General features: G+C 52.0%; 12 protein-coding genes and 1 pseudogene. 4 read left to right on the top strand and 9 right to left on the bottom strand.

Annotated features, from left to right (window positions below; translation table 11 throughout):
• Positions 1–120: 120 nt before the first annotated feature.
• Positions 121–435 carry a hypothetical protein gene (locus tag ACSBQV_RS18535; RefSeq protein WP_025303891.1) on the bottom strand — a complete coding sequence of 105 codons (315 nt, stop codon included), beginning with the start codon at positions 433–435 and terminating at the stop codon, positions 121–123.
• A 175-nt stretch (positions 436–610) separates the two neighbouring features.
• Here ACSBQV_RS18535 and ACSBQV_RS18530 point away from each other — a divergent pair, with 175 nt between their 5' ends.
• Positions 611–1,243 carry a response regulator transcription factor gene (locus ACSBQV_RS18530; protein ID WP_099782403.1) on the top strand — a complete coding sequence of 211 codons (633 nt, stop codon included), beginning with the start codon at positions 611–613 and terminating at the stop codon, positions 1,241–1,243.
• On the top strand, positions 1,240–3,021 hold the full coding sequence (locus ACSBQV_RS18525) for a hybrid sensor histidine kinase/response regulator (RefSeq protein ID WP_099782402.1): 1,782 nt from the start codon (positions 1,240–1,242) through the stop codon (positions 3,019–3,021). Before ACSBQV_RS18530 ends, ACSBQV_RS18525 begins: the two co-directional genes overlap by 4 nt.
• A gap of 97 nt (positions 3,022–3,118) precedes the next feature.
• Here the strand turns inward: ACSBQV_RS18525 and ACSBQV_RS18520 are convergent, their stop codons facing one another.
• From ACSBQV_RS18520 to ACSBQV_RS18510, 3 genes are all read right to left on the bottom strand, one after another.
• On the bottom strand, positions 3,119–3,313 hold the full coding sequence (locus ACSBQV_RS18520; RefSeq protein ID WP_127897174.1) for a hypothetical protein: 195 nt from the start codon (positions 3,311–3,313) through the stop codon (positions 3,119–3,121).
• A gap of 160 nt (positions 3,314–3,473) precedes the next feature.
• Positions 3,474–5,588, bottom strand: coding sequence for a peptidase domain-containing ABC transporter (locus ACSBQV_RS18515; RefSeq protein WP_244590520.1), 2,115 nt, complete (start codon positions 5,586–5,588; stop codon positions 3,474–3,476).
• Positions 5,581–6,876, bottom strand: a complete 1,296-nt coding sequence (locus tag ACSBQV_RS18510) for an HlyD family secretion protein (protein ID WP_168177216.1) — start codon at positions 6,874–6,876, stop codon at positions 5,581–5,583. The genes ACSBQV_RS18515 and ACSBQV_RS18510 overlap by 8 nt, the downstream gene beginning before the upstream one ends.
• Before the next feature lie 302 nt (positions 6,877–7,178).
• On the opposite strand from ACSBQV_RS18510, the gene ACSBQV_RS18505 reads away from it, so the two are divergent.
• On the top strand, positions 7,179–7,496 hold the full coding sequence (locus tag ACSBQV_RS18505; RefSeq protein ID WP_079007635.1) for a hypothetical protein: 318 nt from the start codon (positions 7,179–7,181) through the stop codon (positions 7,494–7,496).
• Positions 7,497–7,573: 77 nt separating this feature from the next.
• On the opposite strand, the gene ACSBQV_RS18500 is transcribed toward ACSBQV_RS18505, so the two are convergent.
• From ACSBQV_RS18500 to ACSBQV_RS18485, 4 genes and pseudogenes are all read right to left on the bottom strand, one after another.
• Positions 7,574–9,199, bottom strand: a complete 1,626-nt coding sequence (locus tag ACSBQV_RS18500; RefSeq protein WP_042785207.1) for a cholesterol oxidase substrate-binding domain-containing protein — start codon at positions 9,197–9,199, stop codon at positions 7,574–7,576.
• Positions 9,200–9,327: 128 nt separating this feature from the next.
• Entirely contained in the window at positions 9,328–10,131 is an 804-nt protein-coding gene (locus ACSBQV_RS18495) for a helix-turn-helix domain-containing protein (protein ID WP_033644341.1), read from the bottom strand.
• Between the two features lie 1,230 nt (positions 10,132–11,361).
• Positions 11,362–11,936: pseudogene (locus ACSBQV_RS18490) on the bottom strand (FMN-dependent NADH-azoreductase).
• A 132-nt stretch (positions 11,937–12,068) separates the two neighbouring features.
• On the bottom strand, positions 12,069–12,971 hold the full coding sequence (locus ACSBQV_RS18485; protein ID WP_099782399.1) for an NADP-dependent oxidoreductase: 903 nt from the start codon (positions 12,969–12,971) through the stop codon (positions 12,069–12,071).
• Between the two features lie 137 nt (positions 12,972–13,108).
• Here ACSBQV_RS18485 and ACSBQV_RS18480 point away from each other — a divergent pair, with 137 nt between their 5' ends.
• Positions 13,109–14,032, top strand: a complete 924-nt coding sequence (locus ACSBQV_RS18480; RefSeq protein ID WP_099782398.1) for a LysR family transcriptional regulator — start codon at positions 13,109–13,111, stop codon at positions 14,030–14,032.
• Positions 14,033–14,188: 156 nt separating this feature from the next.
• On the opposite strand, the gene guaA is transcribed toward ACSBQV_RS18480, so the two are convergent.
• A complete protein-coding gene (guaA, locus tag ACSBQV_RS18475) occupies positions 14,189–15,766 on the bottom strand; it encodes a glutamine-hydrolyzing GMP synthase (protein ID WP_099782397.1) in 1,578 nt (525 codons plus the stop codon).
• Positions 15,767–15,823 lie beyond the last annotated feature (57 nt).

Here is a 15,823-nt window from a genome sequence, read left to right as displayed (position 1 = left end):
ATGAGGCGTTATTCCGCGCACGCAGGTTTATTGATCGTCGAAGCAAAAGCTTATTGCCCCCCGGCGCTGGCGCTCCGACGATGGAAAACCAGGAAGCGGCAATACCGCCTCCAAAGCGAATTATTTATGGGTGACTACCGGTGTACAGGTCGGCGCGCTCAGCGACGGCGAGGAGCCTAAAATTCCCGGCATCATCAGCGATGAACAATCGAAAATTCGGCCTTTTTCCGTGGTGGCGCGATAAGAAAGTTTTTGGCCGCCCAGCGCATCCGGCTGCGCGCCATTGACATTGGTCACGGTAATTTCGTCCGATGAACCCAGGCCCAACATTTTAGCGGTTTCCGCCTGCAGCAGCGGAATGGCCTGATCGGTTTTCAGGGTGGAACAACCGGCTATCATCATCGTAACGGTTAAAGCGATAAGTGGTTTCTTCATAAATTATCCTTTATAACCAATCAGTTAAAATTACCGATTGGCTTTATGTTTTCTCTTATCCAAATCCTCGAATAATATATTTCCCTTTCCTAAACGAAAAAACCCTCCTAAAGTAGGGAATGTTGATAATAACTCATCAGACCTATCTGATATTTGAAGGCGAAAGGAGAATCCTTTGGGGCAGGATTATGCGTTGGTCGTTGATGACCATCCATTGGTAGCAAGCGGCATCGCTAATTTTCTCAACACGCATTGCCGATTCAAACAGGCGCATGTGGTGACCACTGAAGAGAATTGCTACCGTCATATTAGGGAAAACGGCCCGCCGCGTTTACTGGTGATCGATTTTTGGCTCTCTTCCGGTACGGCGTTGAAATTACTCAAAGAAGTAAAGCAACTTTATCCTCAGGTGCGGATCTTGGTGGTTAGCGGCGACGAGAATAACGATATCTGGCAGAAAGTGCACACTGCCGGCGGGCATGGATTTGTATTAAAAAACGAACCTCCTGAATTATTCGCCAAGGCGGTCTTTGCGCTGAACGATAATCAGGAATGGTTTCCTGACGGGAATGAATTCGCCGTTAAAAGCAACAACGAGCATTTAAAAAAATTTAATTTAACCCCGCGACAAATTGACGTATTAAATATGATGATGCGCGGCCTGCCCAATAAAAGGATCGCCGCGCAGCTGTCTATTTCCGAACCCACCGTCAAAGAACACATCAGCAATATTTTGAAAAAGATCGGCGTCAACAGCCGGGTCGAAGCCATTACGCTGTTGCACGGCAAACGGGAGCCGTCGCAATGAGGTTTTTCCAGAATTTACAAAATGATGGCATCTCACCACGCGCGCAGATCCGCCTGCTGGACAACACCTTCATGCGATTGGTGTTCAGCTTTACCGCCGTGCCTTTCGTCGGCATCCCTTTCGCCATCTGGATTTATTTGCTGGGGGATGAACTTGGCCCAACCATTGCCTGGATCATGGTTTACCTGCTATGCGCCGTGGCGATCAGAATATGGCATCGGCGCTACCTGCGCGAGTCCAAAGAAAATGATGAAGACACCGTGCTGCGCCGCTGGCTGCCGCGCATTAATAAGGTGGCCTTTATTCACGGGCTGGGGATCTCCTCACTCTATTTAATTACCCCGCAGACCCATAACTTTGACTTTTTCCTGCTGCTCAATATCAGCATCGCCGCGATCGTCGCCGCCAACGCAACGCATCTGACGCCCGTCATCAGCACCTTTACGCGTTTTTTCTTCGCTTCCTGGGGGCTGCTGAACTTCGGCATCATCTGGCGGCTGGAAGACGTGATGTTCATCGTGCTGATGCTGAACTTGCTGTACGGCTTCGCCATTTACCGCCACGCGTTAACCTCGCATGCGTTCTTTATTCAGCAAGCGCTGCTCGAAGAACAAAGTTCGCGCCTGGCGGAGCAGTTCCGCCAGGCCAAAGAAGAGGCGGAACAGGCGCTGTTGGACAAGAACCAGTTCCTGACCACCGCCAGCCACGATCTGCGCCAACCGGTGCACGCCATGGGTTTTCTGATCGAAGCCATCATCCACAAAAACCGGGACGACAGCCTGACGCCGCAGCTGCTGGATCTGCAGCAGAGCGTGCGCTCGGTGCATCTGATGTTCAATTCGCTGCTTGATCTCAGCAAAATCGAATCCGGCAACGTGCGCACCGCCGCCACCCATGTGGATATCGGCGCCCTGCTCGACTCGGTGATCACCCTGTTCCGCGAAGAGGCCAACAGCCGCTCGCTGGCGCTGCGCACCTGGCGGCCCAGGCGGCGCATCAGCGTGATGGGCGATCCGCTTCTGGTGCGGCAATCGCTGATCAATCTGATCCAAAACGCCCTGCGCTACACGCAACGGGGCGGCGTGCTGATCGCCATCCGCCCGCGCGGCGCAGAGTGCCTGGTGGAAGTGTGGGATACCGGCGTGGGCATCGCCGACGAAGAGAAAAGCAAAATCTTCTCCCCTTACTACCGCCCCGAACTGGCGTGGAAGATAGACAGCGCCGGGCACGGGCTGGGGTTGGCGGTGGTAGCGCGCTGCGCCAAGCTGATGAAGGTAAAGTACGGCATGCACTCCGTCGAAGGCAAAGGCTCGCGCTTCTGGATGCGCTTTGCGCAATACCTCGGCGAAGACAAAGCGCCGGAGATCGCGACGACGTACGACAACACCGCCGCGCCCATCCGCTACGCGCCGCTGCGGGGTTCCTGCCTGGTGGTGGACGACGATCCTTTGGTGACCTCCGCCTGGGAGAGCCTGATGAGCACCTGGGGCATCACCGTGCGCTGCGCAGCCTCCGCCGAGGAAGCCTTCGCCATCGTCGACGACGGCTTTACGCCGTTCGCCGTGCTGTGCGATCAACGCCTGCGCTCCGGCGAGAGCGGTTTCGACATCCTCAAAGCGTTGTTCGAACGCCTGCCGGACGTGAGTGGCGCCATGGTCAGCGGCGAGTTCAATTCGCAAGTTCTGCAAGAGGCCGAGCAGGAAGGCTATCTGGTGCTGCGCAAGCCGCTGGAACCGGCCAGGCTGCATGCGCTGTTGACGCAGTGGGGGGCAAGTTAACTACGCAGATGGCGCAGGTTATCCGCCAGCAATAAGGCAGGCTCAATGCATAAAACATTAAGCCTGCCGCATTTTACGTGGCGTTATCTAAATACGATTAATCGCATTTAGGCGGTTCTGGTTTGCAGACCGGCGGCTCAGGTTTACATACCGGCGGTTTTGGCGTGCAACCGCCCCAGGCATTATTCCACGCGTTTCCCCAGCTGTTAACAACCTTGCCGATAATAGCCAGACCCAGGCCAATCGTTGCGCCGTTCACCTGCTGAACTTCTGTTGAGTTTAATTCTCTCATTTTTTCATCTCCATTCACTAAAAAGAATCAATTAAAAAAGACTGCTTTTTATGAACCGTCGGTTCACGCTTTAGGTATAAGTCGCTCAATACATTAACTCAATAACGAAAATCTTAATTAAAGATGAAATAAATATAAAATTTTATATTTCATCAAACAATTACGTTATTGCATTTGCGGGTTGCAATGTAATTACCCGATCTGCCGATGCAATCGTCGATGGCCGATGAGCAATGATAACGCGGGTCATTTTCAACGAGGATATGGCTTCGTTCACCCTTTTTTCATTGTCCAGGTCCAAATGACTGGTCGCTTCGTCCATAAACAAAATACTGGGTCTTCGATATAACGCGCGGGCGATAAGCACCCGCTGTTTTTGCCCGCCGGAAAGGCTGCCCCCCAATTCGCCCACCAACGTTTCATATCCCATCGGCATTTTCATAATATCGTCGTGAATATTGCAATGCTTGGCGCATTCAACGATAAATTCCGTATCGGGATGAGCATCAAAACTGCATATGTTCTCGGCAATTGAACCGGCAAGCAGTTTATCTTCTTGCAATACACACGCAATGCACTCCCGATAATTATTAATGCCGATATCATGAATGTTAATGCCGTTGATAAACAAGCGCCCTTCCGTCGGTTCCAACAGCCCGCACATCAGCTTCATCAACGTGGTTTTGCCGACGCCTGAAGGCCCGACGATCGCCACGCTTTCTCCCGCCGCGATCTGCAGGCTGAGCCCGGGGATCACTGGGCGCGAAAGGCTATCATATTGATAAAGCAGATCGCGCACTTCAAAAGTCACCGCCTCGTTGGGATTGCATATCTTGCGATAGGGCTTTTCTTCCTCTGTCGTAGAAAGCACGATGTCCGCCAGCCTTTCATTATGCAAATTCAGCATTCGCAGCCGAATGACCATATCGATAAGATTTGACGCGCGATCGGAGAATTGCCCCCTATAGGCATTAAAGGCGACAAACATGCCTAATGTCATTTGACTGTCGATCACTAAAGACGCGCCCAACCACAAGATAACGATTTGATCGCAGGCCGCAAGAAACGCATTCACGCCGCCAAAGAACATATCGAGCTTCGTCACCCGAATATTGGCGTTTGCCGTATCGATATTTAAATTTAACCAGAATTGCGAACGCGTTCCCGCCAACCCCAACGACTTCAGCGTCGCGATGCTGTACAGCGTCTCCATAAAATGTGAGCTGGCTTTCGCCGACTTCACCAATTGCTCCTCGGACGCTTGCCGATAATAGCGATAGGTCGAAAGGCGCAGCAGAACATATAAGACCGTAAAGCCGGAGGCTACCCACACCAGCCAGCCGCCGTACATGAACATCATGATAAATACGCCGACCGACATGATGCCATCAATGATGCTGGCAACGATACTGGTGGTAAACGTGGTGCGAATGGCGTCCAACGAGCCAAAGCGCGATTGAATATCACCCAGCTTACGCTTTTCAAAATAGGCAAGCGGGAGCTTCATCAGATGATCAAACAGCCCTGATTTCCACTGTATATCGATCAGCGCACCCATCACGATGGAGATCCATGAGCGAAACATCGAAACGCAGGTGCGGAACAAGATAAAAAACAGTAAACCGACGCAAATAATGACCAATAAATTATGGTCGCCGGCCTGGATGACGTGGTCCATCACCAACTGAGTCCCGACGGGCATCAGCAGATTGACGGCCTCAATGACCAGCGACAGAGCGAAAATTTTTACCAGCGCGCTTTTAAGACCGGTGACATTGCTGAGCAGTTTTCTAAAGTGCAGGCGATTTTTCTGCACCACAGGCGTGAATTCACTGCTTGGCCATACCTCTAAAGCGATTCCGGTAAAATGCAGGGAAAACTCCTGCAGGCCGATAACCCGGCGGCCAAAGGCCGGATCGTGCAGGGTTATCCGCCCACCGCGAATGTTGACCAGGACCACAAAGTGATTCATATCCCAGTGCAATATGCAGGGCCTTTTCACCTGGTGAATCTCATCCAGGCTCAAGGATAAAGCCCGCGTTTTCAAATTGAGATTCTCGGCGATCGCGATCAGCGAGCTCAGGGTGGCGCCGCGGGCCGAGATATCAAACTTCTGGCGCATCGACAGCATATCGATGTGCATGCCGTAATAGCCGCACACCATCGCTAAACTGGCCAGCCCGCATTCGGCGGCCTCCGTTTGCAAGACCTGCGGCACTTTTCTTCTGAGCGACAGGTTCAGCTTGCCAACGATATTCTCATAAACTTTATTCACGAAGTGGCCCCGACACACTGTTTTTCATGTCATAAAATGGCGCGAACATCCATTGGTAGATGGGTCTTTTCTCCAGGAAAAGCGTGGCTTGCGCCTTCATGCCGCTTGAAAGGTTCAGCTTCTTTCCCTGATAGCCAAACTGCGTGTTATCGATAGCCACCAGCACTTTGTAGTACGACTCAACCAGTTCAGCCGATTGTCGAGTTGGCGAACTGCTGTAAGTGGACATTTCCTGAATCGATGCGGGAACATAAGCGATGCTTTCGATCACGCCGGGAAACTGACCAAATTTTTCATACGGGAAGGCGTCATAGCGAACGTTGATGTGATCGCCTCGGCTCACGTAAGGCACGCTGCTGTTGGGCAACCATAAAACCAAATAATAGATGGCATGATTACTGGGGATTAATTGCGCCAGGCTGTCTCCTGTATTGACCATTTGCCCAGGCGTCACGCTGAGCGATTCAACGCGCCCGTCCGCCGGCGCATTGACAATCAACGAGCCGCTGGCGTCCGCTTCGGCCAGCTGCCGCAGGAGATCATTGCGCTGAAATTGATATTGTGAGATTTGATTATCGAAATCGGACGCTCTTGTCGCGAGATCGCTATTCAGGTTAGTTATCTGCAAAGACTCTTGAATGCTTTGGTTATAGAGACTGTGGAACGTACTCTGCTGCTGATAGTAGAGGTAAACCTGGTTATTCAGCTGATCCCGATTAATGAGCCCCTTACTGCGATACTCATCGTAATTTTTCATGGTTTCGCGCATGAAGTTAACACCGTTGCGTGAATTCTCGACCATCTGTTTGGACTGGCTGTGCGCCAGTTTATATTGGTCAATCTGCGCTTGCAGATTGACCAGGGTCGTTTTCTTGTTCGCCTCCAATTTGGCGATGATGCTATCGACCTGCGCCAGTTGATTTTCTATCGCCTGCCGCGTGCTTGCGCTGACGGTGCCGGAATCCGTCACCCTGCTGACGTCTATCTGATAAAGATGCTGCCCTTTTTTTACCTGATCGCCCACATTGACAAAGCGTTGTGCAATGAATCCCTGCTGAGTAGCAAATATGTTGACCGATCTTGGCAGCGTCGTGACCTCTCCGCCCACGCTGATACGCCGGGTATAACCGCCATAGGTCACGAAAATGATCAGCACAGAAACGAATGAAAGTGAAATGCCCGCGATGACCCAGGCCGGCAACCCTGCAATTAACAATGCTTTTCCTGCCCATTTAGAACGACTGTGCGATAAGGCCTCTTCCCTAAACAAATTATGACCTCTCCATATATAGCGACACCGTTTATTTTTATCTTTTCCATGGCCCAACACGGCGCTTATTTAGATTTAGTCTTTGTTGGCAAAACCCACAAGTAATAATAATCTTAAAAAACCACAAAACTGCTGAAACGTCACAAAAAGTGCGACCCTAATATTAGCGACGGCGTTATGAGTTGCATATTTCAACGCCGGCCTCTTTAATCTAAGCGTATTCTCATCAAGCCGTCATTCACAGAGGCTGCGAGAATTAAGCGGCGAAACGCTTTACGTTTCGTTCCTGAGGCATAGGGATAAAGTTGAAAGGATTTACTATGAAAGAGCTAAATACTGCAGAGATCGAAATCGTTTCTGGTGCGGGGATTATTTCCGATACGGCAAGCTTTGTATCAGGATTTGCCGGCGATGTTATCATTGATACCGTAAAATTGGCCAATGATGCGCTTAATACCCGATTGATCTCTTCCGTAGGCCAAGGGTTCAACGCGATCGGTTTTGGCTTGGGCGCCGTTCATAATGTCGCGGACTCGCTTGGCTATGCGGCATTTAAAAGCGTTGCAGCCGTAGGCTCCCTGCTGGGTGGGGATGCAAGCCGTATCGAATATCATTACGAGAAAGAATGGGGTGCTTGAAAACAAGCGGCTCCCTCTGAAAGGTTAATGATGCTAACCACCTGCCCAATCAGGTGGTTATTTCAATTACGCACTCACTAACTCTTCTGTTTGAAAACCGCTTTGGTCAATGGAGAGGAGAACACGTTGTGCGGATCGTACTTATTCAGCACGTTGCAGGCATGATTCCAACTGTCATTGTTCCCTGCCCCGGCATTAAAGCTACGCGGAATGTTTTCTTCAAGTACGGTTTTATCCTGCCACGCTGCCTGTGAGGTATAACCCCAGCCTTTACTCCACTCTACGCGAACCGTCGCATAGTCGCCCGCATAGTGGCTAAAAATCCATTTTTCCATTTCACTGTAGAATTTATTGGCATCCGGCGTATCGGGCATGGTCAGAATATCCAACCAGATCGCGACATCCCATTCCGGATGGGATTCAACGGGACGAATAGCCGAAAGATCGGGAGCAATGGCATTGGCCACCGCGCTCTCTTTTGCACTGTCCAATCCGGTGACGCGAATTTCAATCGGGCCATTCATCGGAAATGAATTCTTGCGCTGGTAATCGGCCACCATTTCTTCATATTTTTTCGTGAAATCGTGCAATACGTTTTGAATATTGCTCCGCTTGGTGATTATCGCGTAACCATTGGCCGTCACGCGCAGCGTTGTCGGCTTCACATACAACAGCAGATCCTTGCTCCACCCCCACAGATCCGCCGACACGGTGGCCCCTAAACCAATGCTGACCAACTCCATCTGCGCCTTGCCGAGTGTCGGGGTCAGCTCCGGGTGGCCATTATTGATTTTTTTAATGATATCGGAAATTTTAACCGGCAAATTATCCGAGAACGGATAGTTAAATGGACCATTAACCGGTTTTGACACTTTTGGGAAGCTGTCTTCTTGCTTCCACACTTTCAGCCATGGTTTTTCCGTGAACGGGAACCAGATGACTTCAACGCGCCCGCACAGATCCAAGAAATGGCTGAAGGTATTTTTTGTCGTGCTCGCAGTGGAAAAAAGATCCGCCGCGGTGACATTAACATAACTTTGACAGCGTAAACGCCGGTTGCGCGGCACCTGCAGCGTCACTTCGCTGATAAAAGCCCGGCCGACATGCACCAGGAATGCCGAGCTCTCCGCATTATCACGCGTAAACTCCTTTAATTCATACTTCGACCGCGCCTGATCCCAGACGACAGCTTTTAGCGACACCACGCTATTGCTCACGGAACCAAAACTGGCAAACTCAGCCAGAGGCTCATCTTTTGCCGGGATGCAGGTTCCATGGCCGCCGATGGCGAGCACGCCGCCCAGGGTCAGATCGCCAGGCGCCGGCGTCGCGTAAAAGCCGAGTTTCTTTTTTTCTAATTCAGTGAGCAAAGCCTGCATTGTCACCCCCGTTTGCGCGGTGACGTATCCATGCTCTCCCACTTTATTGATTGAGATGTTTTTGAATTTTCTGGTGAGGTCGATCAGCACGACATTGCTATTATCCTCCCCGTTTGCAATAACGAGCGGGGACCAGTTGTGCTTGATGCCAACCGGACGCACGCAATATTTATTCTCATGCGCCCAGTTAATTACGGCCAAGAGCTCATCCGTATTTTGTGGATAGCAGGTCAGAATATGATTGCCGGAGATTTCTTTTGACCAATTAACAAAATTGACATACTCATAGCCCACAGGGAACGTGTTCAAACTAGAACTAGTCATAACTGACTTCCTTTTAAAATTAAAATAGATAGAGATAAAAACGGCAACAGCCCGAGCGCTAATTGATCACCCTGATAAGCACCTCCTTTTCCTTGGGATAATCCCTCTGTTTTACTGCCCGAATAGCGTCAAGACTTGCCAATATAAATCAACACCTTGACGTTAATTTCCGCGTATTGAAAATTCTTTTCTTTATGCAACTCAATTAAAAAGCCGTTTCTTATTCGCACGCCAAGTAAAGGAAGATAGGCGTCATAGATGCTGTCAAAAAAAACCAGGTATTCGTTCAACCTGCCGTTAAACTCGAACAACAAATACTGCCCTCTTATCAACGTCAGATTGCGTGTCTCGTAGTACCCTTTGCTGAGCGTTACTTCCCAACCGGATGAGGCCAACTTTACCGTGCGCATTGACGTATCGGTATTTTTCCCTGTGCGGCTGCCGTATTTCTGTCGTTCCTCTCCTCCAGAGCTGGAAGCATTCATCGAATGATAGAGAAAAAACTTATATCCCTTAAGCAGGTATATGTTCTTGGGCATTTCGATAAAATGATATGCTGACGGATTTTGTATTAAAAAGGGAGGGAGATGTTTGGAAAAGTCCCATTCCTGGCTCGTTCTAAAGTCCTTTGGGCTTTCACCGAAAAAGCGTTGAAAGGCGCGGCTAAAAGCCTGCTGGGAGCTAAAGCCGATAGCAGTAGCCACTTCCAATACTTTTAAATCCGACTGTTTGAGCATGACGGCAGACTTGCTCAGACGCCTATTTCTGATATACGTCGCTATTTTCATTCCCGTATAACGCTGAAACATTCTTTGCAAGTGCCATTTCGAATAACCAGACAAATCCGATAACTTTTCTATCGAGAGATCATGCTGTATATTCATCTCGATCAAATTAACTAGCTCGACCACAATACTATGCTGGTAACTCATAATGACATCCATGCCCTAACAAAACCCACCCTCAGACAACCTGCTCATTGGGCTTTTATCCATTAAAATGAAAAACAAAGCGCTGCCGCAATCATGCAATTAGGATTAGAATGTGAAAAACGATGAACCTTTTATAGTTGATTGACAAAGAGATACTTCTTTTTGGGTAGACATCCTCCTTGTGACGTTATTGGTATAATTCTTATAAAACTTTTCCCTGGTGAAGGCTTTTCCTGTCTCTTTCATCTTGACCAATATCCATCCTGACGTTGTGCAACTAAGCAGTCAAAAGAAAGCATGTCCTGGCATCCGTTGATAAATCGTTTGCCTCCCTCTCGGCGGTGCATTTTAATACCCTTACATTTAGAGTAGCCTATGTAGATAGCTTAGAAAATATCAAATGCCAGATAATTACACAGTTCGCACTTTATGTTACGACAATAATCAAAAGATAAGAAAAATCATATAATTAGAATTTCAATTCCAAGCAATGAATGCCGATAAAACGTAGATCTCGTCCTTGAGAAGGGTTATTAAAAACAATGAAACCGCTGATTTCCCCAATAAAAACAGAAAGAAAGATTTATAAAATAAGAAATAGACTAATTCACCGCATCCTTCTGATATATTTATTCGTCAGACCAAGTCTTTCAGAAAAATCCCATAAAAGGGCGCACGGAGTCCTTTAATTTTCGCAGAGGATTAATTAGCTACGCCATCGCCCGATGCCGATGAGTCGACGCGCCTCAATACGGCAATTAATTTTAATGCCGCGGCCCGGCGGATACGGTGAATAAAGCCCCGTTATCCGACGACATCATCGCACCGGCGAAGTGCGCGTGGTTGCACAGAATGCCGTTCTGCGGATAGAGCAAAGTCGATACGGATAACGGAAATGAAACTGAGGCAAGCCGTAAGCAAAGCGCAGGCGGCTCCGTGTGGGCTATCCTCTCCATTCGGCCATCTATCATCTATCAGCCGAGTCATCCTTTCGAAGGCCGTCTACGGTATACGGCGCCAACCATCGGGCATAAAAAAGCCCGCGTCATGCGGGCTTGGCTTTCTAGACTGCGCAGCGGCGGAACGGTTTTCATTACTTCATGGATAAAACTCGTCCGCTTACGGATCGCCAGGCACCAACAGAGAACATCGCTCCCTCTGATGCAATCCGTTCGCGTCACACTCGCATGGACGCGCGTTCAAGCCTGCCGCGACGGCATTGAACCAACATCACCCGGCAAGCACGGCAATCGCTTTCTCTGCGGATGATATGGCTGTTGCTCGGTATTCGGGACTCACCGCGATCCCCTCCGCAACAATAAACTCCGGCTCGACGCCAATGAAACGAAAAATACTGCGCAGATACGTTTCTACGTGCTCGTTAGCGGCAAACGGACTTCCCGAACCGTAAAACCCTCCGCGAGCAACGGCGACGATCACCCGTTTCGGGCCAGCTAATCCCTCCACGCCCCCTCCGAATAGCGAAAGGTTTTTCCCTGAATAACCAATCGATCGACCCATGCTTTCAATTGGCTTGAGAGGGTAAAGTTATACATAGGCGCGCCGACCACCACGATATCTGCATCGAGAAATTCGTCCAGGGCGGCAACGGATCCCGCCGCCGCTTCGGAGGCTCCGCCCAACGCGCTCAGCTCCAGATGCTGCAGCGGCGTTTCAACGAGATCCCGATGAATCACCGTCACGGCGGAATTAGCGCGAATGAGAGCCTGCACAATGGAGTGGGTAAGCAATCGCGTTACTGATTGTTCACCAGTAATGCTCGAATCAACTTGCAGTAGCTTCATAAATGTCTTTCCTAAGGATTTAACGTCCTCGCGGTTAAACGTCGTCTGCTCGGTTGATGCCGATCGACAACGTTTTCGCGAAGCGGTCTTTGAATGTCAGGTGTTTTTTTATTCCGCTTCTGATGCACCGAATCAGAAGATCAACACGCGTTTGCCGCGCGTGTGACCCGCCAGCAAGTCGGCAAAGCCTTCGTGCACCTTTTCGAAGGGATAAGCCTGGCTAACCTCCCACTTGATGCGACCGTCAGCGACGCGATCCACGACGTCTTGCAGGTTGGCTGAACTGCGCTTGCTGACCGCGGCGCGAACCCGCTCTGATGGAGCCGGAATGCCCGTGATCGAAACAATGTCGCCGTCCGGTTTCACCGTGGCGAGCGACGCATGCGTGGCTTCCTCAGTACCGCTCAGGATAGCCGCGGCATCGAACCGCTCGGGATGGACCGCCTGGATGCGTTCGGCGAGACCGGGACCATAAGCGACAGGCGTGACACCGAGAGAACGGAGATAGTCATGGTTGGCCTCCGATGCGGTCGCCACGACCTTGATGCCCTTCGCATGCGCGAGCTGCACCAATGCCGTACCGACACCGCCGGCGCCGCCGTGCACCAACAGAGTGCGGATGTCGCCGAACTCCTGGATCAGTGTCACGGCAGTCTGGGCCGTAACCGCCATCGAACCGGCAACCCCCCAGTCGACCGCAGACGGGCGCTTGATAAGGTTTTCAAGCGCAACGTCGATGATTGTCGCGTGGGCGAAGAAGCCCCCGGCTGAGCCCAGCACCTCCGCCCCCACCGACCAACCTTCCGCATTCGAAGGCAGCTCGACGACGGTGCCTGCGAACTCAATGCCGAAACGTTGCGGGAGCGGGCCGAATTTAACCTCGCCCGTCATCTTGCGAGCATCGACAGGGTTGATACCCGCTGCCTTGACCGCGATCCGAGCATGGCCCGGCGCCAGAGCGGCCAATTCCTGCTCGACGATCTGCAACACATCTGCCTGACCGTATCGGTCGGCCACAAGCACCTTCGTTTTCATGATTTACATCCCAACAAATGAACGGATCACCAGTCTGCCTGTTAAATTGTTGGAACGCGATAGCCAAAATGATGTTATTATTGACGACATCGTTCCATATTTGATACATAGAGCAGCTTTTGACGAAGAGGCAAACAATGCGAGACCTAAATGCGCTGAGGACCTTTTTTGACGTGGCAAAAGCGCAGGGTTATTCAGCGGCGCACCGGGAAACCGGACAAGCGCGGGCGACCCTCAGCCGCCATATTTCCACTCTGGAAGACGAATTGGGGACGCGGCTCATTGAGCGCAGCAGCCAGAGTTTTAGGCTAACTGAATCAGGGCAGCTCTTGTTCGAGAGATGTTCCGACATTCTCGGCCAGCTCGATGAGGCGGTGGCGATGGTGGAAGATCGACAGCGCGAGCCGCGCGGTCTGGTTCGTATCTCGGTGCCACCTTCGATACTGGAACTCTATGTCGGCGAGGCGATCCAGCAATATTTAGCAGCCACACCGCATGTGCGGATCCAGATCGACGTCACAAACCGCGACGTGGATATTCGACACGAAGGATTCGATTTCGTCATTCGCGGACGGTCGCGTTTTGACTATCCACTCGACTTTGTCCGCGTCCCGCTATTGCAGGTTGATAGAGTCATCGTAGCGCATCCTCGATGGGCACGAGCGGTGAAAGCGACCCTCGACGAAACGCTTCAATGCATCCCGACGCTAGCATGGAGCGGTATCGCCGGTGAAAGCCGCTGGGAGATCGCGGATGCGGGGGGCAAGATGAGAGAGATCGCAATTCGCCCACTCCTGATTGTTGACAGTATGCCTATGCTCTGCGATGCGGTGCTTGCAGGCATGGGTATGACAATCATTCCGCGAATATATGTAGAGCAAGAAATTGCCACAGGACGCCTTATCACTCTCGAGTTCGGTGCCGCCCTGCCACCCGGCGTGCTTCATGCGGTTCATTTAGGTCATCGAGGAATGCGGCCGGCGGTGCGCCATCTTTTGGATTGGCTAAAAGACGCTGCGCAGAAGCGAGGGGCATACGCCTCACAACAGAAAAGTCTGTAGGCGCGGAGCCTGAGATCGCGCTGTACGCCGAGACATCGCGCAACACCGTCTGGCATAGAACGCTTCCCGCCATAGTCAGAAAGAGAAAACCCCCGAGTGGCAAAGCCGCAACGGGGGTTTTTAAATAATCACTGATAGTCAGTAATTAGCTGTTCATCATTCCCACTCAATCGTCGCCGGCGGCTTGCCGCTGATGTCGTACACCACGCGGGAGATGCCGTTCACTTCGTTGATGATGCGGTTGGAGACGCGGCCGAGGAAGTCATACGGCAGATGCGCCCAGTGCGCGGTCATGAAGTCGATGGTTTCCACCGCACGCAGGGAGACTACCCAGTCGTATTTGCGGCCGTCGCCCATCACGCCGACCGAACGCACCGGCAAGAACACGGTGAACGCCTGGCTGACTTTGTTGTACAGGTCGGCTTTGTGCAGCTCTTCGATGAAGATGGCGTCGGCGCGGCGCAGCAGATCGCAGTACTCTTTCTTCACTTCGCCCAGCACGCGCACGCCCAGACCCGGGCCCGGGAACGGGTGACGGTACAGCATGTCGTACGGCAGGCCCAGTTCCAGGCCAATTTTGCGCACTTCGTCTTTGAACAGCTCTTTCAGCGGCTCGACCAGGCCCAGCTTCATCTCTTTCGGCAGGCCGCCCACGTTGTGGTGCGACTTGATCACGTGCGCTTTGCCGGTGGCGGAAGCGGCGGATTCAATTACGTCCGGATAGATGGTGCCCTGCGCCAGCCATTTCACCTGCTCTTGCTTGCAGGCTTCTTCGTCGAACACTTCAACGAACACGCGGCCGATGATTTTACGCTTGGCTTCCGGTTCGTCGACGCCTGCCAGCGCGGTCAGGAAGCGGTTTTCCGCCTCGACGTGCACGATGTTCAGGCCGAAGTGGTCGCCGAACATTTCCATCACCTGCTTGGCTTCGTTCAAGCGCAGCAGGCCGTTGTCGACGAACACGCAGGTCAGACGCTTGCCGATGGCGCGGTGCAGCAGCATCGCGGTCACGGAGGAGTCAACGCCACCGGACAGGCCGAGGATCACGTGGTCCTCACCCACCTGCTCGCGGATGCGCTCAACCGCATCTTCGATGATGGTGGCCGGGGTCCACAGGGCTTCACACTGGCAGATGTCCAGTACGAAACGCTCCAGCATGCGCTGGCCCTGACGGGTGTGGGTCACTTCCGGGTGGAACTGCACGCCGTAGAAGCGTTTTTCTTCGTTGGCCATAATGGCGAACGGGCAGGTGTCGGTGCTGGCGACGGTCACGAAGTCGGACGGGATCGCGGTCACTTTGTCGCCGTGGCTCATCCACACGTCCAGCAGCGGTTTGCCGGCCGGGCTGATGGCGTCTTCGATGTCGCGCAGCAGCGCGCTCTCGTTGACGATTTCCACCTGCGCGTAGCCGAACTCGCGTTCGTTGGAGCCCTGCACATGGCCACCCAGCTGCATCGCCATGGTCTGCATGCCGTAGCACACGCCCAGCACCGGCACGCCGGCGTTGAACACGTAGTCAGGAGCGCGCGGGCTGCCGGCTTCGGTGGTGCTTTCCGGGCCGCCGGACAGGATGATGCCGCTTGGGTTGAATTCGCGGATCTGCTCTTCGCTAACGTCCCAGGCCCACAGTTCGCAGTAAACGCCGATTTCGCGCACGCGGCGGGCGACCAGTTGGGTGTATTGCGAACCGAAGTCCAGTATGAGGATGCGATGCTTATGGATATTTTGTGTCATTGAGGCGAATTCCAGCAACAAGAGAAAAAGAGCGAAAATGTGTGTTTCGGGATGGGG

The sequence above is a fragment of the Serratia sp. B501 genome, assembly GCF_051172315.1.
Classification (GTDB): Bacteria; Pseudomonadota; Gammaproteobacteria; order Enterobacterales; family Enterobacteriaceae; genus Serratia; species Serratia ureilytica.
This window is presented reverse-complemented; position numbering and strand designations above follow the sequence as displayed.